Genomic DNA, 23,812 nt, shown 5'->3' with positions numbered 1-23,812 from the left:
TCTGATTATATCGTAGTAGTCTTCCCTATTAAACAAAGTGCCCGCTTTTTTGCCCAAAGAATGATTGGGTAGAGGAGAGTACAGATGAAAAGAGTGCAAAGAAGGGCTGTATACCAATGGTAGTTGGGAGTGGCATTGGTTATGAAAAGATGACTTATTACATAATTTATCACACTAATAGTTGGGGCGTGAAGGCCGATAACGACCAAGGTGCCAATGCTGAGATTTGTAATGATAGGGGATTTGACGCCATTGAGAACTTTGCATCCATACAGTATTCCAAAAAGAAATAATATGTTGACGGGGTAGAAGAGAGCTATATGTAACATGTGTTCTCCTGAATAGAAAGTTTGCATATGCCATTGGAAGAACAAGATGCTTATTGTTATGAATAAGATACAGAGAACAGCACTTTGCTTCTTGTTGAGGCTGAGGAAAGATTTATTTACCCCCATGACATACCCGATATAATAGAAAGGCAAACGGCTGATGATGCCGATGAAGGTAAGATTAGATAGAAAAGCATATTGCTTATTGGCTGCGTATACAAAATAGGATGCCGCGCAAAGTGTTACCATGATGTGGTGTTGGTAGCGCGTTTTTCTGCACAAATCAATAAGAACGTGCATTGCCAGGATGGCTGGCAGATACCAGAGAGGACCATTGAGTGACTCGCAGAATATATTCTCATGTTCAAAAAATAGAGCCCCAAAAACTGGTCTCAAAGCAGAAAAACAGTCTGGCGCTTCTCCGTTAAGCATAAAGTATTTTATCAGCCAATAGGGATAGGCGATGACGTTATAAATTAAATAAGGTATAATAAGCGCATGCCAATACTTTCGCCAATTCTCATGAGTGCTTCCTCTGTCTTTCTTCAGGTAGCCTGAGAAGAAAAAGAATATGGTGATAATTGTAGTTTGTAGAAATCGGTAATAGAACCACTCTTGCGATTGAGGCATATGGCAGAACACCACGCAACAAACGGCGAGTGCTTTTCCCCAGTCAATCCAGTTAATCCGTTCCTTCATGCTGCAAAGATAGCAATTACTACTCAAAAACGCAAATTAATTTGGCATTTTACGCACTTATTCGTATCTTTGCCAATGAAATGGCAAGTCGGCGAATAGAATACATTGATGCGATGCGAGGATTTACGATGATTCTCGTGCTCTTTGCGCATGTGTGCTATTTTTGCATGGACGATCCTAAGATGGGATATAATGCTGTGTTTTTCCTCTTTCGCCTGCCTTGCTTCTTTATGATCAGCGGTTGGTTGTTCGAGCCAATAGCCCAACATCCGTTTAAAATCGTGGCACGTCATAAAGCGATGGTTCAGTTGCTTCCGACTTTCATTTTCCTGCTGCTTTTAGCTCCTCCACCAGAGTTCTTCCATCAGTTAGGAGCTGTGAAGGGAGGCTATTGGTTCACGTTTGTATTGTTTGAGTTCTTTATTCTTTACATGTTGATTGTCCGTCTGGGCAGGAAGTGGGCTCCTTGGATGGCATTCTTGATAACTTTCTCGTCATTTGTTTATGCGCGGTATTATGATTGCATCCAATCATCTGCAGTGGGTTTTCAATCTATGATAGTCAGTGGGCTTGGCTTCCTGAGTGTCACGTTGTGGCGCTTCTTCTTATTTTTCTATATTGGCACTTGGATGCGGAGAAACTTTGATACATTCATTCGCTGGACCAATAAACCTATAGTTGTTCTTGTTATTGCCTTCTTGTTTTTGGCTATTGCATCTTCACCTCATCTTGACCTCTTGTGGTATGAGATACTCAGATTCTATGTAGGTGGAATAATGGGAATGTGGCTTGTTTTTACATGTTTTCGCCTTTTTGGCTCTTGGCTTAAGAAGCTACATCTGTCTCGTCCTTTGCAGTATGTAGGAACACGTACGTTGGATATATACCTGTTACACTTCTTTTTCTTGCCCCGTTTTCTGATGCCTTATGCAGATCAGCTGAGAACTTACGATAGTCGGATTGTTGAGTTCTTCGTCATTCTCGCTATCGCTCTCGTCGTATTGGCCATTACTTTATTAGCAAGTTATCTTATTCGTCTCAGCCCATTTCTTGGACATTATCTCTTTGGCGTGAAGTATGAACGCTACAAATAGATTATCACAAAGAAAGAGGCAAGCCATCCAAGGATACAGAACTGGATAAAATGATCCTTGACGAGCGACTTCGTTGGGGAGCCACTGAGGCCATAAACAATCATATTTTGCAGATAACGAAGCATTCCTGCCAGCACCCAGCCGCTTGTCAGGTAGACGTAGCGGGTTCCCATACGGGCAATCACTTCTTCCGACATCGTATACATGATGTAGCAAACGAGTGTGACGGAGGCGATTATCGCCGTAGCCTCATTAATAAAAGTCTTATTGTAACCAGTAATGGAAACGCGTGGTTTTATGCCTGTCTGTTCATAGATGCGATAGTCGTCATTACGTTTGGTAAAGGCTAGGAACAGTGCGATAAGGAATGTCATCATCACCAACCAATGTGATATCCAGATGTTTGAGGCAACGCCTCCGATAAGCACTCGAATTACGAATCCAACGGCTATAATCGCCACATCAAGGATGGCATATTGCTTCAGTTTGATGCAATATGCTATGTTCATCAGCCAATATGCGGCTAGAATGATATATAAATAAGGTATGTTTACACTGTTTGAGAAAGGTAGCAACATATAGGCTCCTACCATTGAAAGTACCATCATTGCATATCCACCCTTAACGGATACTTTTCCTGAGGCTATCGGACGCTTGCATTTCTTGGGATGCTGGCGGTCGGCTTCTACATCTCGCAAATCGTTGAAGCAATAGATAGAGCTTGAGATTAAACAGAACGACGCAAACACCACAAGCGTAGGCCACAGCAAATCCCACTTCAACAGGTTATTGCTGAAGAAAATGGGCGCAAACACGAATCCGTTTTTGAGCCACTGTAGTGGGCGGAGCAACCTGATATAATGTATCATTGGGTGCAAAGGTAGTACAAATCGAGTGAAATGCAAAACAATTAGGGATTTATTTTCATTTCCGTGGTATGGTATACCATCAAGTGTCCAGATGTTTGTTTCCATATGTTTCGCTAAAGGGAACTGATAGTTTCCTCCGAGGAAACAACCTGTTCCCAACGTGTAAACTATCAGTTCCCTTTATCGTTACTATAACAAGGAACTATTTATAATAGGTCTTTTCTATTATTTTTGTTTGGATAATATTAGGTCATATCTTTGAAAATTGCTATATTTGCAGAGTTTTATGGATATTAGAAAGAATATAGGAACTATATTGTTCTTGTTATTATCAGTCATTGCACAAGGACAAAAGGAATATCGCCTGGTATGGAGCGATGAGTTTGATGTGGATGGACGGCCTTCGAAGGATTGGACCTTTGAACGTGGATTTGTTCGGAATCAGGAACTTCAGTGGTATCAGCCGCAGAATGCTTTCGTAAAGGATGGATGTCTGGTAATCGAAGGTCGTCAGGAACATCGCCCTAATCCGGATTACGAAACAGGTAATGGTGATTGGCGTAGGAATCGTGAATATATAGAATTCACATCCAGCAGTTTGACTACTCGTCTGAGCCGGCAATTCCTTTATGGCCGTTTTGAGGTGCGTGCTAAAATCCCTGTAGCTTCAGGCTCATGGCCTGCCATCTGGCTTTTGGGCAATAAATGGGAATGGCCTCTGAATGGCGAGATTGATATGCTGGAGTATTATATTAAAGACGGCCGGCCTTCAATTCTTGCCAATGCTTGTTGGGGGGCATCAGAGCGATGGCATGCTATATGGGATTCTGTTGTTACGCCTTTTACTCACTTTACAGAGAAAGATCCTGACTGGGCAAATAAGTTCCATATCTGGCGTATGGACTGGGACAAAGACTTCATCCGTCTCTATCTGGATGATGAACTTCTGAACGAAATCGATCTCAAGCAGACTTTCAACGGAGGCTATAACGGCAATACTGAGAATCCGTTCTCAAACAACGTCCCTGGTTTCAAACACTACATTCTCCTCAATCTCGCTATAGGTGCCAATGGGGGCGAACCTGATATCTCTCAGTTTCCCCTGCGATACTATATCGACTATGTCAGGGTGTACGAGTAAAGTAAAAAGTGAATCAAGATGAGAATTCTGTATATCACAGATGCATTAGCTGTTTGGGGCGGTATTGAACGCGTCCTTAGCAATAAGATGAATTATCTTGTTGAACACTTTGGTTATGATGTGTATGTAATCACAACTAATCAAGGGAAACATGTTGCCCCTTATCCACTAGACAGTCGAATACATGCGTGTGATTTGAATATTCAGTTTCATCATCAATATAGGTATTGTGGATTGAAACGTATTCTTGTTTATACGAAACTGAATCGGTTGTTTCTTAAACGCCTTAAAGCTGCTATAAACGAGATAGAGCCGGATCTGATGATATGTATTCGCATGGAATTTGTTGGTTTAATCCGTAAAGCTGATAAAAGAATACCTTTAGTTTATGAGTCGCATTCCATGTGTAATAGTTATTTATATGAAAAGCTATCCTTGTTGAGAAGAATTCGCCAATATTTTGATAGGAGAAGTGTAAACAGGGCTGATTGTGTTGTGTCGTTGACAAACGGAGATGCTGATGACTGGCGAAGGTATAATGATAATGTTTATGTTATACCTAATCTGGTGAATTTTAATCCTTTAGGAAAGCATAGTGGATTGCGGTCGAAGAATGTTATATTCGTTGGAAGATTCTCAGAGCAAAAAGATGTATGGAGTTTGTTGAGTATATGGCAATTAGTCCACCAACGTCATCCTGAATGGAAACTCAACATCTATGGTGAGGGTGCCTTAAAGAACAACTTTTTAGAAGTGATAAAGGATGAGGATTTAAATATTGAGGTATTTCCGCCTACAGATGAGATTTTGGATAGATATTTAGAATGCTCATTATTGATCATGACATCACGCTATGAACCGTTTGGCTTGGTATTGCCAGAGGCAATGAGTTGTGGCTTGCCCGTTATTGCTTTTGATTGCCCATATGGCCCTGGTGCGATTATCTCAGATGGACATGATGGATTCCTTATTGGAAAATATAGTAAAGAACTGTTTGCAGAACGAATATGCCAATTGATAGAAGATGATTCGCTTCGTCTGTATATGGGAACTAATGCTGTAAGTTCTGCCAAACGTTATAAAAGTGATAGTGTTATGCTTCAATGGAAGCAACTGCTTGAGAGGTATTCATGTTAACCATGTTGAGTATGAATGAAATCCGTGTTCTTGCGATCCATGTGGAGAATATTTCTGAACATGCGTAATACAAGTCCAGGAATTGCTAGTGCTTTGCTGAATGAGCGTATTCGTAATTGCCTTGGGATGGAGATAAAGAGAGAGAGAGAAAGGACTGCCAGAAGAATCCACCACTTTTCACTCCATTGAGGAACGATAATCGTCATCAGGATGGATATACCTGTCAATAAGACAATAAGGATTGAACGGGGAATCAAAGCCTGTTGAATCGTCTTATCGATGAAATTAATTTTGCCATGGATGAGGGCTTCAGGGATTTTGGGGAGATTACTAAACAGACTCTGTATCTGAGCCGTCATCCAACGCATGCGCTGACGTTGGAAACTCTCTTGACTGTTAACTTTCTCATCAAATACGTGAATATCCGGAGCATATTTGATAAATATCTCTTGATGGAGTAAGAGCGCTTCTAATTCGCGATCTTCTCCTGCGGTTTTTAATTGGAATACATTCTTTTTAAATAGTTCGTAGTTGAAACACATACCAGAACCGATTAATGCTGATGCCAAACCTAATCTGTTATGAGCTTTGCGGAAAATGGTGTTGTTGATTTCTTCACTAGCGCCATCAAGAACAGCGACGCTGTTATCTGCGTTCTTGGCGCAGCGGTGGCATTGAATGGCATCGTAAACACTGCAGAAAACATTCAGTTGCGATAGGAACTCTGGTCGTACAACGTTATCAGCATCTAAGATGACGACATTGTCGAAATCACCTTGTACTTCGTTGATGGCATATTGCATAGCTTTAGCCTTTGAACTCTTCTCAAAAGTCGGTGTAAGAAGGGTAATAGGTAATTTGCGAAGATGTTCATTCGTTTCTGATTGCATGTGATCAGATATGACGACAACAGTATAATGGTCTTTGGGATAATCTTGTTCAAGAAAACGCTCTACGGCATTTATAATTACGCGATCCTCATTATAGGCTGGGTATAGAATGAGAAATTTTGCCATTCTATTGTGGAGGGCAGCAGCATGGATGGCAATTCTGTCTTCTTTTTCATAAAAGAGAGATATAAAGGTAAAGAATGCTACATATGCTACAGAGCCAAGGATAATCACCCATAGCGTAATGTCTATGATATGTAATATCTGCCACATCATCGTATACCTTTTTTCTTAAAGCTTAATCCCAAACTCAATAATTTTGTACTGATGATCCCCCATAGCGTAACAAATGGAGATCTTAGAAAGGTCTTATCCCACATCTCATCGACTAGATAATCTGGTGTGGCTAAAGCAAAGATGAATAATGCAACGAAACCAATAATCCACCATTTTATAGCTATAGTTAAGTAAATAAATGGTAGTATGATACTCATTAACATAATGATTCCGACCATTGAGGTGCGCGGCATTAACATCCATTGTATGATTTTGTCTGCCAAGTCGTATTGTTTCTGGAATATTGCTCCTGGTAGGAATTTGATGTTCCTAATGAGATTCTGTAGTTGCTGATAAGCCCACCGTTCGTGTTGCTCATTCATTTTAACTGTTGTACGCATTTTCTCACCATATACCAGGATGTTATCAAAGTAATCGATGAAATATCCCTGACGCAGCAGAAGTGCTTCCATTTCTTTATCTTCACCAGCAGTTTTAGCTTTCATGACATTGGTCTTAAACCAGTTAAAATCATAGGCTGTACCGGAACCGGCTAATGCGGATGATACGCCAAGATTGATATGACCACGACGGAAAATAGCGTTGTTGATTTCTTCAAAGATAGATCCCATGCGGGCTGCTGCAGTGTCACGATTGCGTGATATGCGATGTAACTGAATTGCTTTCGTGGCAGCGGTTTCGAAAGCATCATTGACATTGGTCAGAAAATCTTGGTCTACAATATTGTCAGCATCCAAGATAAGGGCAATGTCGTAAATCTTAAATTCAGGTAAGTTTAAGATTGCATACTGGAGTGACTTTGCCTTTGTGCTTTCTTCAAAGTCAGGTGTAAGGAGTGTAATAGGATATTGGGCCAACTTCATGTTTGTCATCTCACTCTGATGGTCTGAAATGACAACAACATCAAACAAACGTTGAGGATATGCCTGTCCCAAAATAGAAACAACAGTATGCTCAATTACCTCATCTTGTTTGTGTGAAGGAATCAGAATCGCAAAACGTTTCTGAGTCTTTGCCTTATTGATAACCGTATTCTTTCCAAATAGGGAAGCAATGGCATACACACCTAAATACAAGACAGTGCAAGCAACAAACGCATAGAGTGTCCAATCGATAATATATAATATGAGCCAAAAATCTAAATTCATATTCTGATTATAGTTTATAGTTTAATGATGAAATCCTTCAACCCTCTCAATATCGGAATTGTCAGACTGAATTTCCTTTGTAATAAATACTTGGTGATGTCGCGGGGTATAACTATACCTATTATATATATATAGGAAAGATATCTAGTGACTCCCTGTCGGTTACGTTTAATAAAAAGGAGACGATTGCGAGTGAGGTAGTAAGCACGTAATTTGCTATTCCGTCCTGTACTCTGGCTTTCCTTGTGATATATAGTACAAGCAGGCTCATACCATATCTCATAGCCAGCATTAGTAAACATCATCGACCAGTCTAATTCCTCATAATAGAGGAAAAAGCATTCTGGCATCAAGCCGACTTTCTCAATGGCTTCACGTTTGATAAGCATAGCTGCTCCATGAGCGTATGGAGTAGGGTGGGCTGTTTCATACTGCCCATTATCTTCTTCTCCGAAACCTATAGCTTGATTGCGGATCGTTATCTTGGATAGCGGTGTATATCCTGCAAACTGAATTGGATGGTTGCCCCAGTCAAAACGAATCTTGGGACATACTATGCCAATAGATGACGATGACTCTATACGGTCTATTAATACCTGAATGTTGTAATCTTTAAAGACTGCGTCATTATTAACAAGAAAAAGATATTTGCCTTTTGCTTGTTTAATACCTATGTTATTTCCGCCAGCAAAGCCCAGGTTTTGCTCACTTTTAATAACCTTAATCTGTGGATAGCGTTCTTGAATAACGCTTGCTTCGTTTCTTTTTGATGCATTATCTACTACAATCACCTCTGTATCGTCTGTGAAGGTGATACTATCAATTAGTTCACAGGTATCTTGAAGACCGTTGTAATTGACTGTGATAATAGATAATTTATACTCTTGATGCAAGTTTCTTTTCTAACTTTATACGTTTCCTTTCTTCTTGTTTAGCCAACAGTTTTGCTTCATATTCAATCCATTCATTCTCAATATATGGTAGGATGTATACAACACTGATGGCTCCATAGAAGACCAATCCGTTAGGGAACTGCATGAGTACTTGGTTTCCGTATGCTCCCAATTGCTGGGATACGAAAGCACAGCACATTCCTGCCCCGATACCTCGTAGTGAGGGACTCTTAAGTTTAAAGAATACAATGCGACATGCCCCTAAAAGGATCATTATTGTGGTTATTATAAAGATCGTAATTCCAATTACTCCAGTATGTAACCATATAAATACATATTCAGAGTCGGGCGCAATAGTTGCCATTCTTCTATATTTATTATTGGCTGGCACATTATCCATTCCCATACCAACTCCAATCCCCCATGGAGCGTCTCTCATATACTTCTTCATGGTTTCTTGGTTGATGCTTCTAACATTTGCGGAAGCATCTGTCTTGTCAAATGCACTTCTCATACGTCGAATCTGCTGGTTGCCATTACCAATATTTGTAAAGACAAGAATAAAGGCTCCCAAAGCGAACAGTATTGTGAATGGGATTGCGATCTTGAAAGATTTTGATAAGAAAATGTATAAAATGAAACCAGCTCCAACACAAGCTATTGCTGTACGGGTTCCAGATGGGAACATGCCCCATATGCATAAGATTCCGATGAATAAGAAGATATATTTGAACTTCTTTATTTTTGAAGTAATACCGAAAATTATAAAAGCAACACCAGTTGATGCCATCGCAATGCCATAATTAGCAGCATCACTGTAAATGGACCAGTATCTTATAAGTGTTCCTGCTTGTAGTAGGTGAGTGTTACCTCCTGGGCCATAATATAACCAACCGTATTCATATGTTGTTAAACCTATGTTTTGTTGTTTCCATGCCCAAAATACGGCAAATAAAGCCAAGGCTCCCCAGAAAAACAAATATTGGACTAATATTTTCGGATTTGAAATGTATATGCAGAAAACAAGGAAGATGTATAGCATTTGAAATGCAAGCATACGTGCTCCTGTATACCATGCTCCTATATTAAATCCCAGTCCGCAGGTGTCATTTAACATCTCTAATGTACAGAAGCCACACCATATTAAAAGGGCAAATAGCATTATATTGCCCGTTCTTTTGAAGTTACTATCTTTAATATCAATGAGTGCTATGGCCAGAAGTAGAATCTCCAGAATCTCATTGGGAAGCGATCTTGGTCCAGGCAGAGAAGGAAAGTCTTGCATTTGATTAAAGTAGTTCAAGAAAAACAATAACCAAAACAAGAACATTCTGTACTTGAATGAGATAATAGTAACGACAACGAATAAAGGTATTAGGCATACAATTGCGAATGAAGTGTAGCCTGATGAATAGAATTCATAGATTGCCAGCAAAAATAGAAGGAAAAGTAATAATACTCTTCCTCCATTTTCTTTGGAATATGTTGCTAAACTATTCTGCATTATTTAGCATGACTGTTTTCAACGGCAGTCAATCCCATCTGAGAAATACGATATACGAAGTTGTTAAACTTAGTATATGGTGGTAATTGACCAACGAATTCCTCTACTGCATAGCGTTGACATTCTGTCAAGTACATATAGAGTGTGTTCTGATCCTTCAGTTGTGATTGTAGTTCTTTCAACGACTTCTGATCCACATCTTTCCATGTACGATTAGCTCGTGTGACTATCAAGTTGATAGTTCCCATATTGAGTAGCCCTGATGGAATGGAATTATCGTCCAGATTGGGATATTCAACAATCGCGATCTCATTTGGCAGAATGTCAGGACATATGTCCTTGATATCATTAGCCATGATGAATCGACTGTCTTCTGCCAGGAAATCCTCATCGTAGGTCAAACGACGAACTTGTAGACCAATGGAAATCCAATAGTTCTCCAGTTCCTGGGCAATGTAACTCTTTCCGTTTGCCGCATCTGTAGAAAGCAAATTCAGAACATTTTGCTGACCTTCCTTAAAGTGTGGCAGTAGAACCTTACTTAGTTGGCGCAAGGCCATGTCGGCGATAGTCTTGTTAAAACGGCGATAGCGCAAAGTGCTTTCTTTGGGGAAGCAGCCCATGACAGGTATCTTCGTGATTTTCTCAGAACGCATACGGTCACGAAGTGTTCGATCCAGAAGTTCGATAATGAAGAAGTACATAGCTGTTAACATGAATGTCAACAGGAAAGCTCCTAATAGAATCATCATACGATTAGTGGGCTGGGCATTCATTGGGAACATTGGTGGGTTCAGTACACGGAGTGTCGCTGTGGTCATTTGCAGATTCTTTTGACGGAGGCGGGCAGAGTTAAGTGCCTTTAACATCTCCATGTAATTACCTTCAATAAAACCGATATGCCTGTCTTTTCGATTAATTGTAGCACCAATGGGGGCATAGTATAGAATTTCTTTATCCAATTTCTGGCGCATAATATCTTGGGCACTCTCGTGAGCTTTTGTTTTCTCCAAAAGTAGAACCTGCTCAAGCCATTTGCCAATCATATCGTTAGCTTTTACGCCAGTTTCTGTGCTATAAGTACCAGCCTCGATATCCTTAACAAGTCCTCTAACATTGGCTGTGGCATCTTGCAACATGCGTTCGGCTTTTGCTAATTCAAGTTGGGACTCCACACCACTTCCACTACCTTCACTACTCATGAGTCGAAGATTGGAAATTCGAGACTGGATACGAGATATGTCTGTGATTTGGTTTGTAAACTCCTTATTTGCTTTGATGATTTTTGCACGGTCACCTAATTGACGTTCCAAATAGTCCATCAATGCACGAGTCGTTGTCTTATCAATGAGCAGCGAGTTATCTGATACTTTCTGGTTCGCATCCAGCGCTGATAGCTGTTTGGTTTGTTCACCATAGTTTATGATTCTCTTTTCAACATTATATCGGATCAGGTCATCTTCAGCATTAGTCAGAATACGATACAGACGAGCGACCTCACGTTCAAAGAACTTGATAACATTATTGGTTTCACCATAACGCAACAATGCGTATTGGCGTGCAAATACTTCATTTAGGATATCCAATGTGTTATAGGCAATTCCTGCATCATTGGCTGAATAGCCAATATCTATGATATCACTCTTCTGAAGTTGTAATACCTTCAGACGAGCTGTAATGCTATTAACTCCAAACCATGGGTGATAATTCGTTAATCCAAAAAGATAATTCTCCGCAGTAGGCTTTTCGTATGCCTTAAGATTTGCATATGTCGCATTCTCACTATTGTGATTAATAAGCGCTTTGACTTCAGCTGGTACACTGTTATTCAGCTGTCTGAAGTGTTCAGCAGAGATGTAATTATTGTCTTTGTTGGGATTACCATACATCATACAACGCGCAAACAGCCTTAGAGATACTTCGTGAATCGTTGCGTCGGTTGTAATCAATAGTATCAGGTTCGTCATGTTCGTCTGTGATTGTCCACCGGCAGTCCCGACTCCTCCTTCAATATTATAGCCGGTAATCATACCCGTATAGATTGTAGTATTAGTATCATATACGCGCTCCATATTGCGAGTTAAGAACCACGCTACTATTAATGCAATTAATGGTAGGATGATTAAATACCAACGTATTTTATATAAGAACCTGACAATATATCTAAATAAATCCATAATATTCAGAATTTAGTTGTTATTTTGTTTTTTGGCAGCTTTGGCTGCGGCTTTCTCTGCTTTTGCTTCAGCTTTTTCCAATTTCTTTTCTTTTTTGTCTTCTTCCTTTACGGCTTTCTTTATTCGCTTTTCTACAGATTTGTTTTCTTTTGCGATCTCTTTATTCGATTTATGCGTCTTTTCATCTAATGTAATCTCTGTCGTTGAGTTTGTGATGATAGGCGTATGTGTTAGTATTTCTAATGTGATGATGTCTGTAGTGATTTCTGTCTGAAGCGATTGATAGCCTTGAACCACACTAATCTCGTGTAATTTGTCATATGCATATCCGCTAATATCCATATTACCGTTTTCAAAATCTTCACGATTCAAGGCACCTGCTCCTTGATATGCTGCGGCAGCCTCTCCTGATGTCTTCAAAGCGACTAGGTTGTTGGTGATCTTAACATATAAAGAGGCAATATGTTGTTTCAACTGGTCATAGGCGATGTCTTTTGCAATGACAGCCTGGTCAACTTCCAGTCTTTTGCGCTTTACTGCTGCAGTCAAGTCCAAGATGTCTTCTACAGGAAGTGATAAGTTAACACCAATGTTCCAATAATTCGTTTCTGTCCCTTGGTATTGCATAAGCATAGGGGAGTAAGCGTTACTGGAGCTTCCCCACATGTCACCTTTTCCCCAACTATAGCTCGCATGTGCTGTCAAATATGAGAAAATATGACGCTTTTGTTTAGCAACTTCTGCCTGGGCTATCTCTCTGGCTTTCTCAAGTGAAAGAATCTGGGGCGTTGTTTTTGCATTCTCCAGTAACACAGATAACGGAGGCAGGTGGAATTCCGAGAAGTTAATGTCCTTCTCTTTGCTGGAATCGAAGAAACCTGCAGCGATACCACTCTCGTCGAATTGAGCAAAGGCGTTGGTGCCTGCTCCTGCAATGGCTACAACCAGTACGAGTCGTTTTATCTTGTTCATTGCTATGGGTTTAGGTTAATACCTTATCTTTTATGTTCTTATACGTTGTCTTTCTGAACAAAAGCCGTTAGTGTACGGAAGATAATCTGCATGTCCAACTTGAAACTGTAGTTACGACCGTACTCGATGTCCAACTGCTTGCGCTCCTCAGCAGACATCATGCCACCTTTGCCACGCTCCTCAACCTGCCAGAGACCTGTAAGTCCTGCAGGAGCCATGAAGCGGTCGATGCTCTTGTCTGCTGTAAGCTTTTCTGCTTCGTAGAGGGGAAGGGGACGATTGCCGACAATCGACATGTCACCCTTGAGAATGTTGAAAAGTTGTGGAAGCTCGTCGATGCTGTATTTGCGAATGAACTTCCCCACTTTGGTAACACGGGGGTCGTTTTCAATCTTCACAAAAGCGCTTTCAATCTCTTCCTTCTTTTCTTTGGCATAGTCGCTTTCTGCTACGACATAATCATCGCCAACGAGCATCACCTCGTCGTCGCTAATCATCATGTCAGACTCCATGCCCATATTCATCATCATCATTTCAGCCTCAGTGCCGAGCGGCGCTGTTATGGTATGTTCGTCTTCTTGTGACTTTTCTTCTTGCTTATTCTCCATATACTGGTTGCCGGCTTCTTTTGTCACCTCCTTCAGACGCTCTTCTGCATCGCAGTACATAGAGCGGAATTTAAGAAAATCGAAGATGGTGTAGTTGGTTCCGACGCGCTTCGACTTGAAGATGACAGGACCTTTGCTTTCCAAGCGAATGGCGATGGCTGTCAGAATAAATACGGGTGACAGCAGGATAATGGCTAATGCTGAGAATACAATGTCGAAGAGACGCTTCCAAACTGGAATCTTGAACTTCAGCATCCGGTAGCGTGGGGCTGCGTCGTCGAAAAGTTGTGCCTCCCGATCGGCAATAAATGTGATTTTCTTGTTGAGTTCTGTGATGGAAGCACCTGCATCAAGGGTGTCGTTAATGCCGCACTTCTGATACATCTTGCGATCGTCCATCGTCAGCTGATGGGTGAGCAAAATGATGTAGATGCTCTTATTGTGTTTTTTCAGATAGGTGATGGCCGTGATGTCCTCGGCTTGTACGCTCTGCTCGAAGAACACAATGAAATGCTCATTGCGAACATGAGTAGAACAAGCTGCTGCGGCTTCTTTGTAATTCTTTGTGTATTGAACCAGACGGCCAGGGATATATTTCAGTCGTTCCTCAGTCTTCGGGTTACTACCAAGATATACTACACCTAACATATTATATATAAGTGCTTATGGGATAATTTTCTTGACTCGGATTTTTAGCTCCATCGGGTTGAAGGGCTTTACAATGTAGTCCTCTGCGCCAATCTCCAGCAGACGGATACGCTCACTGGTGGAGTCTTCGCTGGATAGCATGATGACGGGAATGTGTTGGAACAGTTCGTTCTGCTTAATCCACTCCAGAAAGTCATCGCCTCTCATGCCTGGCATGCGTATGTCGGAGATGATTAGGTCGGGAGTGTTGCCTGCTTGAAGCCATTTGACTCCCTGCAGCCCGTCTGGCAGCCACTGAACATCGTAGTCGCTCATCAGGTAAATAGAGAGGACCTTTGCAATGGTCTCCTTGTCGTCAAGTATTAGTATTTTTTTCTTCATATATGAATTTAATTAGTCTGGGTAATTACGTTATTCTAAAGTGCAAAGGTAAACAAATTATTTTAATTGTGCCCAAAATAACGTAAAAAAATCACTTTTTCTAAAAAAAAAGTTGTTAGAATGAAAAAAAAGGGGGAAATTTGCAGTATAAACGTACTATAAGTAGACGCTAATTAAATAATTATATGGCAAATAGGTATCTATTAGGTTTTGATGTCGGTAGCTCGTCAGTGAAGGCATCGCTTGTTAATGCCGATAGTGGCAAGTGTGTAGCAACAGCATTCTACCCTGAAAAGGAGGCTCCGATTCTCGCCGTAAAGGCAGGTTGGGCAGAGCAAGATCCTCAGATGTGGTGGGAGAATGCTAAGTTAAGTTTGAAGAAGATCATGGCCGATTCTGGCGCTACTGCAGAGGAGATTAAAGCCATCGGTATCTCATATCAGATGCATGGTCTCGTTTGCGTGGACAAGAATCTGAAGGCGCTTCGCCCTTCTATCATCTGGTGTGACTCTCGTGCCGTTCCTTATGGCGAGAAGGCTTTTAAGGATCTTGGTGCAGAGCAGTGTCTCGGTCATCTGCTGAACTCTCCTGGTAACTTTACGGCCGCAAAACTGGCATGGGTAAAGGAGAATGAACCCGACCTTTATAATAAAATATATAAGGTAATGCTGCCTGGTGATTATATCGCCATGCGACTCAGTGGAACGGTGAATACAACCGTAAGTGGACTGAGTGAAGGAATGTTCTGGGATTTCAAGAATAATCAGGTGGCCGACTTCCTGATGAAGTATTACGGATTCGATCAGAACCTGATTGCTGATATCGTTCCAACTTTTGCTGAGCAGAGCGTTGTAAGCGCTGAGGCAGCAGCCGAGTTGGGCCTGAAGGCTGGCACTCCGATTACATATCGTGGTGGTGATCAGCCAAACAATGCGCTCTCTCTGAATGTGCTGAATCCTGGTGAAATCGCTGCTACGGCAGGTACGTCAGGCGTGGTTTATGGTGTGCTCGGTGAGGTGAATTATGACAAGCAGAGCCGTGTAAACACTTTTGCCCATGTGAACCATGCTGCTGATCAGACTCGTCTGGGTGTGCTTCTCTGCATTAACGGAACAGGTATTCTGAATGCATGGACACATCGCAACATTACTCCTGAGGTGGGCTATGCCGAGATGAATGATCTGGCTGCTACTGTACCCATTGGTAGTGAAGGTGTAACCATCATTCCTTTCGGTAATGGCGCTGAACGTGTACTGGAGAACAAGGAGATTGGTTGTTCTATCAATGGCTTGAACTTCAACAAGCACAATAAGGCTCATCTGGTTCGTGCTGCTCAGGAGGGTATCGTCTTCTCATTCTGCTATGGTATGGAAATCATGCAGCAGATGGGTATGGATATTCAGAAGATCCACGCTGGTAAGGCTAACATGTTCCTTAGCCCCCTGTTCCGCGATACATTGGCTGGCGTAAGCGGTGCAACCATCGAGCTCTATGATACTGACGGCTCTGTAGGTGCTGCTAAGGGTGCAGGTATTGGTGCTGGCATCTATGCCAACGCTGATGAGGCTTTCGCTACACTCGACAAACTGCAGGTAATCGAGCCCGACGAGAAGCATCGTGCTGAATACCTTGCTGCTTATGCCGCTTGGAAAGAAACACTTAAAAAGAACATTTAATCATAAACACTTAAACATTTAAAAAGATTATGGCAAAAGAGTATTTTCCATTTACAGGTAAGATTCCTTTCGAAGGAAAGGACAGTAAGAATGTAATGGCCTTCCACTACTATGATCCCGAGAAGGTCGTTATGGGTAAGAAGATGAAGGATTGGCTGAAGTTCGCTATGGCTTGGTGGCACACACTTGGTGGCGCTTCTGCTGACCAGTTCGGTGGACAGACCCGTTCTTATGAGTGGGATAAGGCAGGGGATGCCGTACAGCGTGCTAAGGATAAGATGGATGCCGGCTTCGAGATTATGGACAAGCTGGGTATCGAGTACTTCTGCTTCCACGATGTCGACCTCGTAGAAGAAGGTGACACTATCGCAGAGTATGAGGCTCGCATGAAGGCAATCACTGACTATGCTCAGGAGAAGATGAAGCAGTTCCCCAACATCAAGTTGCTCTGGGGTACAGCCAACGTATTCGGTAATAAGCGTTATGCTAATGGTGCCAGCACCAACCCTGATTTCGACGTAGTGGCTCGCGCTATCGTTCAGATTAAGAACGCTATCGACGCTACCATCAAGTTGGGTGGAACCAATTATGTGTTCTGGGGCGGCCGTGAAGGTTATATGAGTCTCCTGAACACTGACCAGAAGCGTGAGAAGGAACACATGGCTACTATGCTGACTCTGGCTCGTGACTATGCTCGCGCTAAGGGCTTCAAGGGCACGTTCCTTATTGAGCCGAAGCCCATGGAACCTTCTAAGCACCAGTATGATGTCGACACTGAGACCGTTATCGGTTTCCTGAAGGCACATGGTCTGGATAAGGACTTCAAGGTGAATATTGAGGTGAACCACGCTACTTTGGCTGGCCACACCTTCGAGCACGAGCTGGCTTGTGCTGTTGATGCTGGTATGCTGGGCTCTATCGACGCTAACCGTGGTGACGCTCAGAATGGTTGGGACACCGACCAGTTCCCCATCGACAACTTTGAACTGACTCAGGCTATGATGGAGATTATCCGCAACGGCGGTCTTGGCAATGGCGGTACAAACTTCGACGCGAAGATCCGTCGTAACTCTACCGACCTTGAGGATCTCTTCATCGCTCACATCAGTGGTATGGATGCTATGGCTCGTGCACTGGAGAATGCTGCCGCTATTCTTCAGGAGAGCGAGATTCCTGCCATGAAGAAGGCTCGCTATGCTAGCTTCGACAGTGGTATTGGTAAGGACTTCGAGGATGGCAAACTGACTCTCGAACAGGTTTACGAATACGGTAAGAAGGTAGAGGAGCCCAAGCAGACTTCTGGAAAGCAGGAGAAGTATGAGACCATCGTTGCTCTCTATACCAAATAAGATAACAAAGCAACGTGATTTATATCCGAGAACGGCCCTCGCTATAATTTAGCGAGGGCTATTTGTATGCAATCCTTTATACGTAAAAATATATTCCCGAAAAAACGTCTCTCAGTTTTGCTCATTCTAGAGCAACGGGAGGCGCTTTTAAGGTTTATTACCGACAGGAAACGGGTTTGTCGTAAGCAAACTATGGGTTATATTACGACAAACTTAGGGTTTCCTTACGGCAAACTTAGGGCCTTTTCAGGTAAAACAAGTTGTTTTACTTTTGTGGAGATTGTCTCCAAAGGTGGAAGAGATAGTCTTTTCGAGGACAAAACAAGTTGTTTTGTTGTGAAAGAAGCTATCTTAACGAGTGCTAAGAATTATCTTTCTGTGTAACAGTCATGTTTTCAGCTGTTTATAAAAACGGTCCAAAACTCGCGTATTTGCGACCTTTGGACCGTTTGCTGACTACGGCGCGATTCTCATGAGACCGTTTGTCAATAAATTGTCTAGAACATGTCATGGAGTATGACTAGTCTCTCATTGGCATTGCAGACTTGACTTGTACCATTCAAATAGTTTCTTGACGCCGTCCTCGATTTCTACCTTGTGCGTCCAACCGAGGGAGTGGAGCTTTGATACGTCGATGAGCTTGCGCATGGTTCCATCGGGCTTGGATGTGTCAAACTCTACTGTTCCTTCGAAGCCAACGGCCTTGACCACTAACTCTGAAAGTTCGCGGATAGTGAGCTCCTTGCCTGTTCCAACGTTGATGTGGCAGTTGCGGATCTCTCCTAACTTGGGGATGGCTCCACCGCGACCAGTTGAGTGGTTACGGTCTACGGCACCATCGGTTGAGGCACCATAGTGAACACTTGAGTATTTCTCGATGCCGATGATATCAGAGAAGTTTACATTCAGAAGCACATGTACGCTGGCGTCTGCCATGTCCTCGCTCCAGAGGAACTCGCGCAAGGGTGTGCCCGTTCCCCAGAGTACTACCTTATTGTCGAAGATGCCGTACTTGGCAAGAATCTCGAGAATCTTGTCATGGCTGGCATCGCCAGTTACGCCCTCAACGGGGCGTTTGTTCAGGTCGATGGCAATCTTGTCCCAATCACCGTCGTGGATGAGTTTAGCCAGGTATACCTTACGCATCATGGCTGGCATGACATGAGAGTTTTCCAGATGGAAGTTGTCGTTCGGCCCATAGAGATTGGTTGGCATCACTGCTATATAGTTTGTGCCATACTGGAGGTTATAGCTCTCGCACATCTTCAGGCCGGCAATCTTGGCGATGGCATACTCCTCGTTGGTATATTCGAGTGGTGATGTCAAGAGGCAGTCTTCCTTCATGGGTTGAGGCGCGTTCTTGGGATAGATGCAGGTAGAGCCTAAGAAGAGCAGTTTCTGTACACCGTGGGCATAGGCCTCGGAGATGACGTTGCACTGAATTTTCATGTTCATCATGATGAAGTCGGCACGATAGAGCGAGTTTGCCATAATACCGCCTACAAAGGCTGCAGCGAGTACCACGGCATCAGGACGCTCTTCATCGAAGAACTTCTTGACAGCAACCTGATCTGTAAGGTCAAGTTCTTGGTGACTACGACCTACAAGATTGGTATATCCTCTATGAAGGAGATTGTTCCAAATAGCAGAACCCACAAGTCCGTGATGCCCGGCTACATATATCTTACTATCCTTACTGAGCATCGTCCATGTGGGCTTTAATGAAAAGCTTCTTCACAAACTTCATGTCGTGCTGAACCATAATCTTCACCAAATCCTGGAAAGAGGTCTTCTGGGGATTCCATCCCAACTTGGCCTTGGCTTTGGCAGGATTACCCAGCAGCTGGTCAACCTCAGCAGGGCGGAAGTACTTAGGATCAACCTCGACAAGCGCCTTGCCTGTGGCCTTGTCGTAACCCTTCTCGTCAACGCCGTCGCCACGCCATTCGAGCTCGATGCCTACCTCCTTGAAAGCGAGGGTAGCAAACTCGCGTACGGTGTGATACTCACCTGTGGCAATCACGAAGTCATCGGGCTCTGGCTGCTGTAGGATGAGCCACATACACTCGATATAATCTTTGGCATAGCCCCAGTCGCGAAGTGAGTTCAGGTTACCGAGATAGAGCTTGTCCTGATATCCCTGAGCAATGCGGGCTGCTGCCAACGTGATCTTGCGGGTAACGAAGGTCTCACCGCGGCGTTCGCTCTCGTGGTTAAAGAGAATACCGTTGCAGCAGTACATTCCATACGACTCACGATAGTTCTTCATAATCCAGAAGCCATAGAGCTTTGCTACAGCATATGGAGAACGGGGGTAGAATGGGGTGGTTTCTGACTGAGGAACTTCCTGAACCTTACCATAGAGCTCAGAAGTGGACGCCTGGTAGATGCGACATGTGTCTGCCAGACCGCAAATGCGCACGGCCTCCAACAAACGGAGTACACCGTTGGCATCAGTATCTGCGGTATATTCAGGTACGTCGAACGAAACCTTTACGTGGCTTTGGGCGGCGAGGTTATAGATCTCGGTAGGACGAATCTTTGAGATGACACGAATCAGCGAAGAAGAATCTGTCATATCGGCCCAATGAAGGTTCACAAGGCGTGCTTTCTTCATATCACGTACCCACTCGTCGAGATAAAGATGTTCGATGCGAGCGGTATTGAAAGAAGACGAACGACGCATCAGTCCGTGAACTTCATAGCCTTTCTCAATAAGAAATTCTGCCAGATAGGAGCCGTCCTGTCCGGTAATACCTGTAATAAGAGCAACTTTTTTATCCATATTTTGTTTCTTAATTATTTCCAGAGAATTGTTTGATTCGCTGTTCTTCTGATAGCTTGCATATCAATAGCGTGTTGTCCTTCTCGGCAATGATATATCCGTCAAGTCCTTGTACAACAACCTTCTTCTCCTGAGTGGTGTGTACAATGCAGTTGTGACTCTCAACCAGACTGATGTCCTGCCCGATGCTGACGTTGCCATATAGGTCTTTTTTGCTTTGCTCATGTAGAGAACCCCATGTGCCAAGGTCACTCCATCCAAAGTCGGCTGGACAAACGAAGATCTCCTCCGCCTTCTCCATGATGGCATAGTCTACAGAGATGTTCTCACATTCGGGAAAACGCTTGTTGATTTCTTCCTGCTCCTTGTCGGTGCCATAGATGGGCAGCATCGACTCGAATATCTTCGACATTGAGGGCTGGTAGATGCGGAATGCGTTCACAATGGTGTTTACGTTCCAGATGAATATGCCTGCATTCCAGAAGAAATAGTTTTTCTTGATATATTCTTGAGCGGTTTCGAGGTTAGGCTTCTCTTTGAAGGCATCAACACGATATATTTCTTTGTTTCGCAAGGAACTGGTACTGAGGTCTGCCTGAATATAACCGTAGCCTGTCTCTGGGCGGTTAGGCTTCATGCCTAATGTGACGATTGCGTCGGTTTCGCTTGTGAATTGCATGCATTCCTTGATGACACGCTGAAACTCGGTTGTATTTGTCACAATATGATCGCTGGGGGTCACTACGATGTTGGCTTTCGGATCTTTCGATTTAATGCGCCAGCTGACGTAGGCAATACATGGAGCGGTGTTGCGACGGCATGGTTCACAAAGAATATTGCCCTCAGGCATACTGGGTAACTGTGTCTTCACGATGTCTGCATATTTCTGATTGGTTACTACCCATATGTTCTCGGGCTTAACCAAATTGCCAAACCTTTCTACGGTGAGCTGGAGTAGGGTCTTCCCTACACCCAGTACATCGATGAACTGTTTGGGATTCTCTGATGTGCTCATAGGCCAGAAGCGGCTGCCTACACCGCCTGCCATGATAACCAGATGATTGTTTGTCCTTGCCATAACTAACTAAATGCTGATAATAATCGGCAAAGTTAGATAAAAAAAAGGAAAAGAGCAAATAAAATGATAAAAAATCCCTTTTACGCCCGATTATCTTGCTTTTTCTTAGCTTTATTCTTTATAACGAAGTAAACTACGGCCACAATCAGAAGTACGAGAATGGCAATCTTGATGTATTCTGCATATTCGCTTATTTTCTCATTCAGCTGATCTTCTGGTACGATGGCGTGGAGATACCAGCCCATAGCAGCCAACACACTATGCCAGCCACCAGCACCGATAGTCGTGAAAAGCAGGAACTTCCCGTAATGCATCCGAGCGAGACCCGCAGGGATGGAAATAAGGTGACGAATCACAGGGACAAATCTGCCAGTGAGTGTGGCAGCTATGCCGTGGTCGTCAAAATATTTCTCGCTTTTCTCAACTTTCTCCTGATTCAACAGACACATCTTACCCCATTTGCTATTGGCAAAGCGGTAAACCACGGGGCGTCCTACATAAAGCGCCACAAAATAGTTGATGCTGGCACCGATGTCTGCACCAAGTGTGGCAAACAGAATAACCAGAAAGACATTCAGTGAACCTGTGGCTGCATGATAGGCGGCTGGAGTGACGACGAATTCTGAAGGTACGGGTACAACAGTACTCTCCAATAGCATCAGAACGAAGATTGTTGGATACCAGCCAAGGCTGTTCAGGATATTTGTAATCAGATTCATGATTTCTTCTTTTCGTTAATCATATACTCATAATAGTCTTTCGACTTGATGTCTTTTGGGAATAAACTTCCTAAGACCCGTCTGGCTTCTTTGGGATTCTTCTCGCATGCCAGTTTAAGGTATTCCATGAATTCGTCATCCTTTTTCAAATCCTTACAGCATAGTGCCATGTAGGAATAACCGTCTTTCCAATCTTCATCAACGTGTTTCAGAAAGTTCTTTAGTAACTGGTATGAGGCCAGAACCAAGTGGTTGTCGTAGAATGAAACGATGATGCGGAGCATGACCTTTGGTGAACTCCCCGATAGACTGAGTGCTTCTGCAAAAGCAGATTCCGCCTCTGATACCATCTTGTTGGCCAGATAAATGTGACCTTTAATAATCTTGATATTGATATGATCGCACTCTAAATTGTCTGTCTTGTCGAGATAGTAGATGGCTGTCCCAGGCTTTTCTAAATCGCAATAGGCGAAAGCCATCTCCTGATAAATGTCAGGCAGATGTGGAGAGTTCTTGTCGGCAACTTCCTCTGCCTTCTCCAGCATAGAGATGGCCTCTTTAAGGCGCCCTAAGTTCATTAAGCAGGTTCCCTGATGCATTAAGCCGAACTCGTCGTCTGGCATCTTCTCAGAATATTTCTTGTAGTAGGTGAGAGCCATCTCGTAGTTTTCGAGATTAAAAAGACTATTTGCCTTTGACAGAATACTTTCTGCATCATTCGGGTCGATGGCAATGGCATATTCGCTGCTGGTGATAGCTGAGCTGTAGTCTTCCTGCATGAATTGCGTACTGGCCAATGCATTCCAGTAACGGACGGAATAGGGATTATGGTCTATTAGTTCGTTGAATATACGTTCGCTGTCCTGGAATTTCCCTAACCCGAAGAGTGTTCTGGCCATCAGCTCCTTAAAGTCGTCAGAGTTGTCACCCTGCGATCTGGCTGCCCATTCAAAGGCTTTGTCATAAATGTTGTAGTCAGAATAGATGCTTGCAACATCGAAAACATAATCCATCAGCTCATCGGGCATCACCTCCTTCATGTGTTCTCTATACAAGTTGTCTGCTGCTTCTTCCTTGCCTTCGCTGATAAGAATCTCGCCTTGCAGATAGAGAGCTTCGACTGCGTCAGTTGCTTCTATCCGTTTGGCGTATTCTCTAGCTGTATCAAAGTCTTTGAGCGACATGGCTTCTCTGGCTTTGTAAAGCAGAGGCCCTACGGCTTGCGGATTATAACTCAGAGCCAGATCGATGGCTTGTTCCGCTTCTTCCATATGCCCGTTGTACTGATAATAATCAGCGATATCAGCCAAGTCATCGGCATCCATATAAGCTGGATGCCCTGACTTGGCCGACTCTTCGTATTTACTTAGGATTTTCTTGAACTCCTTAGTGTTGAAATATTCGAGATTATCTGCCAT

20 protein-coding genes are annotated in these 23,812 nt (G+C 43.0%); 5 read left to right on the top strand and 15 right to left on the bottom strand.

What is annotated here, in order from left to right; all coding sequences use genetic code 11:
• Window positions 1–5: 5 nt before the first annotated feature.
• A complete protein-coding gene (locus tag T325_RS09745; RefSeq protein WP_036913024.1) occupies window positions 6–1,028 on the bottom strand; it encodes an acyltransferase family protein in 1,023 nt (340 codons plus the stop codon).
• 80 nt (window positions 1,029–1,108) lie between these two features.
• Here T325_RS09745 and T325_RS09740 point away from each other — a divergent pair, with 80 nt between their 5' ends.
• Window positions 1,109–2,122 carry an acyltransferase family protein gene (locus T325_RS09740; protein WP_036913021.1) on the top strand — a complete coding sequence of 338 codons (1,014 nt, stop codon included), beginning with the start codon at window positions 1,109–1,111 and terminating at the stop codon, window positions 2,120–2,122.
• On the opposite strand, the gene T325_RS09735 is transcribed toward T325_RS09740, so the two are convergent.
• Window positions 2,113–2,991 (bottom strand): UbiA prenyltransferase family protein, encoded by an 879-nt coding sequence (locus tag T325_RS09735; RefSeq protein WP_036913019.1) that lies wholly within the window; start codon window positions 2,989–2,991, stop codon window positions 2,113–2,115. The two genes, T325_RS09740 and T325_RS09735, sit on opposite strands and share 10 nt — an antisense overlap.
• Before the next feature lie 286 nt (window positions 2,992–3,277).
• Here T325_RS09735 and T325_RS09730 point away from each other — a divergent pair, with 286 nt between their 5' ends.
• Window positions 3,278–4,132 (top strand): glycoside hydrolase family 16 protein, encoded by an 855-nt coding sequence (locus T325_RS09730; RefSeq protein WP_036913015.1) that lies wholly within the window; start codon window positions 3,278–3,280, stop codon window positions 4,130–4,132.
• A gap of 18 nt (window positions 4,133–4,150) precedes the next feature.
• The gene (locus tag T325_RS09725; protein ID WP_036913013.1) at window positions 4,151–5,269 is read left to right on the top strand and encodes a glycosyltransferase family 4 protein; all 1,119 of its coding nucleotides are present in this window, start codon (window positions 4,151–4,153) and stop codon (window positions 5,267–5,269) included.
• Here T325_RS09725 and T325_RS09720 read toward each other — a convergent pair.
• The 8 genes from T325_RS09720 to T325_RS09685 form a co-directional block, all read right to left on the bottom strand.
• A complete protein-coding gene (locus T325_RS09720) occupies window positions 5,266–6,435 on the bottom strand; it encodes a glycosyltransferase family 2 protein (protein ID WP_081911138.1) in 1,170 nt (389 codons plus the stop codon). The genes T325_RS09725 and T325_RS09720 overlap by 4 nt on opposite strands.
• The gene (locus tag T325_RS09715) at window positions 6,432–7,604 is read right to left on the bottom strand and encodes a glycosyltransferase family 2 protein (protein WP_036913010.1); all 1,173 of its coding nucleotides are present in this window, start codon (window positions 7,602–7,604) and stop codon (window positions 6,432–6,434) included. Before T325_RS09715 ends, T325_RS09720 begins: the two co-directional genes overlap by 4 nt.
• Window positions 7,605–7,618: 14 nt before the next feature.
• The gene (locus T325_RS09710; RefSeq protein WP_036913007.1) at window positions 7,619–8,497 is read right to left on the bottom strand and encodes a glycosyltransferase family 2 protein; all 879 of its coding nucleotides are present in this window, start codon (window positions 8,495–8,497) and stop codon (window positions 7,619–7,621) included.
• Complete coding sequence (locus tag T325_RS09705) at window positions 8,481–10,001, bottom strand: O-antigen ligase family protein (RefSeq protein ID WP_036913004.1); 1,521 nt, start codon at window positions 9,999–10,001, stop codon at window positions 8,481–8,483. The genes T325_RS09710 and T325_RS09705 overlap by 17 nt, the downstream gene beginning before the upstream one ends.
• Window positions 10,001–11,587 (bottom strand): GumC domain-containing protein, encoded by a 1,587-nt coding sequence (locus T325_RS09700; protein ID WP_146063115.1) that lies wholly within the window; start codon window positions 11,585–11,587, stop codon window positions 10,001–10,003. The genes T325_RS09705 and T325_RS09700 overlap by 1 nt, the downstream gene beginning before the upstream one ends.
• Window positions 11,588–12,190: 603 nt before the next feature.
• Window positions 12,191–13,150, bottom strand: a complete 960-nt coding sequence (locus T325_RS09695; RefSeq protein ID WP_036912999.1) for a TolC family protein — start codon at window positions 13,148–13,150, stop codon at window positions 12,191–12,193.
• Window positions 13,151–13,188: 38 nt separating this feature from the next.
• A complete protein-coding gene (locus T325_RS09690; RefSeq protein ID WP_036912997.1) occupies window positions 13,189–14,406 on the bottom strand; it encodes a sugar transferase in 1,218 nt (405 codons plus the stop codon).
• A 15-nt stretch (window positions 14,407–14,421) separates the two neighbouring features.
• Entirely contained in the window at window positions 14,422–14,787 is a 366-nt protein-coding gene (locus tag T325_RS09685; protein ID WP_036912994.1) for a response regulator transcription factor, read from the bottom strand.
• Between the two features lie 185 nt (window positions 14,788–14,972).
• On the opposite strand from T325_RS09685, the gene T325_RS09680 reads away from it, so the two are divergent.
• Both T325_RS09680 and xylA read left to right on the top strand, forming a co-directional pair.
• On the top strand, window positions 14,973–16,463 hold the full coding sequence (locus tag T325_RS09680) for a xylulokinase (RefSeq protein ID WP_036912991.1): 1,491 nt from the start codon (window positions 14,973–14,975) through the stop codon (window positions 16,461–16,463).
• A gap of 26 nt (window positions 16,464–16,489) precedes the next feature.
• Complete coding sequence (xylA, locus tag T325_RS09675) at window positions 16,490–17,812, top strand: xylose isomerase (RefSeq protein WP_091765818.1); 1,323 nt, start codon at window positions 16,490–16,492, stop codon at window positions 17,810–17,812.
• A gap of 528 nt (window positions 17,813–18,340) precedes the next feature.
• Here the strand turns inward: xylA and T325_RS09665 are convergent.
• The 5 genes from T325_RS09665 to T325_RS09645 form a co-directional block, all read right to left on the bottom strand.
• Complete coding sequence (locus T325_RS09665) at window positions 18,341–19,516, bottom strand: GDP-L-fucose synthase family protein (RefSeq protein WP_036912983.1); 1,176 nt, start codon at window positions 19,514–19,516, stop codon at window positions 18,341–18,343.
• Window positions 19,506–20,597: a GDP-mannose 4,6-dehydratase gene (gene gmd, locus T325_RS09660; protein ID WP_036912980.1), complete on the bottom strand. Its 1,092-nt coding sequence runs from the start codon at window positions 20,595–20,597 to the stop codon at window positions 19,506–19,508. The genes T325_RS09665 and gmd overlap by 11 nt, the downstream gene beginning before the upstream one ends.
• A gap of 10 nt (window positions 20,598–20,607) precedes the next feature.
• Entirely contained in the window at window positions 20,608–21,675 is a 1,068-nt protein-coding gene (locus T325_RS09655; protein ID WP_036912977.1) for a mannose-1-phosphate guanylyltransferase, read from the bottom strand.
• An 80-nt stretch (window positions 21,676–21,755) separates the two neighbouring features.
• Window positions 21,756–22,394, bottom strand: a complete 639-nt coding sequence (locus tag T325_RS09650; RefSeq protein ID WP_036912974.1) for a DedA family protein — start codon at window positions 22,392–22,394, stop codon at window positions 21,756–21,758.
• Window positions 22,391–23,812 carry a tetratricopeptide repeat protein gene (locus tag T325_RS09645; RefSeq protein WP_036912971.1) on the bottom strand — a complete coding sequence of 474 codons (1,422 nt, stop codon included), beginning with the start codon at window positions 23,810–23,812 and terminating at the stop codon, window positions 22,391–22,393. The genes T325_RS09650 and T325_RS09645 overlap by 4 nt, the downstream gene beginning before the upstream one ends.

Origin of the sequence: Prevotella sp. FD3004, from assembly GCF_000746155.1 — a bacterium.
Lineage (GTDB): Bacteria > Bacteroidota > Bacteroidia > Bacteroidales > Bacteroidaceae > Prevotella.
The sequence above is the reverse complement of the archived record's forward strand: the minus strand, read 5'-3'. Positions and strand labels throughout refer to the sequence as shown.

What these genes read in the sequence shown, in the direction of transcription:
- T325_RS09745 (WP_036913024.1), bottom strand. Translation starts at nt 1,028, where the DNA reads ATGAAGGAACGGATTAACTGGATTGACTGGGGAAAAGCACTCGCCGTT.
- T325_RS09740 (WP_036913021.1), top strand. Translation starts at nt 1,109, where the DNA reads ATGGCAAGTCGGCGAATAGAATACATTGATGCGATGCGAGGATTTACG.
- T325_RS09735 (WP_036913019.1), bottom strand. Translation starts at nt 2,991, where the DNA reads ATGATACATTATATCAGGTTGCTCCGCCCACTACAGTGGCTCAAAAAC.
- T325_RS09730 (WP_036913015.1), top strand. Translation starts at nt 3,278, where the DNA reads ATGGATATTAGAAAGAATATAGGAACTATATTGTTCTTGTTATTATCA.
- T325_RS09725 (WP_036913013.1), top strand. Translation starts at nt 4,151, where the DNA reads ATGAGAATTCTGTATATCACAGATGCATTAGCTGTTTGGGGCGGTATT.
- T325_RS09720 (WP_081911138.1), bottom strand. Translation starts at nt 6,435, where the DNA reads ATGATGTGGCAGATATTACATATCATAGACATTACGCTATGGGTGATT.
- T325_RS09715 (WP_036913010.1), bottom strand. Translation starts at nt 7,604, where the DNA reads ATGAATTTAGATTTTTGGCTCATATTATATATTATCGATTGGACACTC.
- T325_RS09705 (WP_036913004.1), bottom strand. Translation starts at nt 10,001, where the DNA reads ATGCAGAATAGTTTAGCAACATATTCCAAAGAAAATGGAGGAAGAGTA.
- T325_RS09695 (WP_036912999.1), bottom strand. Translation starts at nt 13,150, where the DNA reads ATGAACAAGATAAAACGACTCGTACTGGTTGTAGCCATTGCAGGAGCA.
- T325_RS09690 (WP_036912997.1), bottom strand. Translation starts at nt 14,406, where the DNA reads ATGTTAGGTGTAGTATATCTTGGTAGTAACCCGAAGACTGAGGAACGA.
- T325_RS09685 (WP_036912994.1), bottom strand. Translation starts at nt 14,787, where the DNA reads ATGAAGAAAAAAATACTAATACTTGACGACAAGGAGACCATTGCAAAG.
- T325_RS09680 (WP_036912991.1), top strand. Translation starts at nt 14,973, where the DNA reads ATGGCAAATAGGTATCTATTAGGTTTTGATGTCGGTAGCTCGTCAGTG.
- T325_RS09665 (WP_036912983.1), bottom strand. Translation starts at nt 19,516, where the DNA reads ATGCTCAGTAAGGATAGTAAGATATATGTAGCCGGGCATCACGGACTT.
- gmd (WP_036912980.1), bottom strand. Translation starts at nt 20,597, where the DNA reads ATGGATAAAAAAGTTGCTCTTATTACAGGTATTACCGGACAGGACGGC.
- T325_RS09655 (WP_036912977.1), bottom strand. Translation starts at nt 21,675, where the DNA reads ATGGCAAGGACAAACAATCATCTGGTTATCATGGCAGGCGGTGTAGGC.
- T325_RS09650 (WP_036912974.1), bottom strand. Translation starts at nt 22,394, where the DNA reads ATGAATCTGATTACAAATATCCTGAACAGCCTTGGCTGGTATCCAACA.
- T325_RS09645 (WP_036912971.1), bottom strand. Translation starts at nt 23,812, where the DNA reads ATGGCAGATAATCTCGAATATTTCAACACTAAGGAGTTCAAGAAAATC.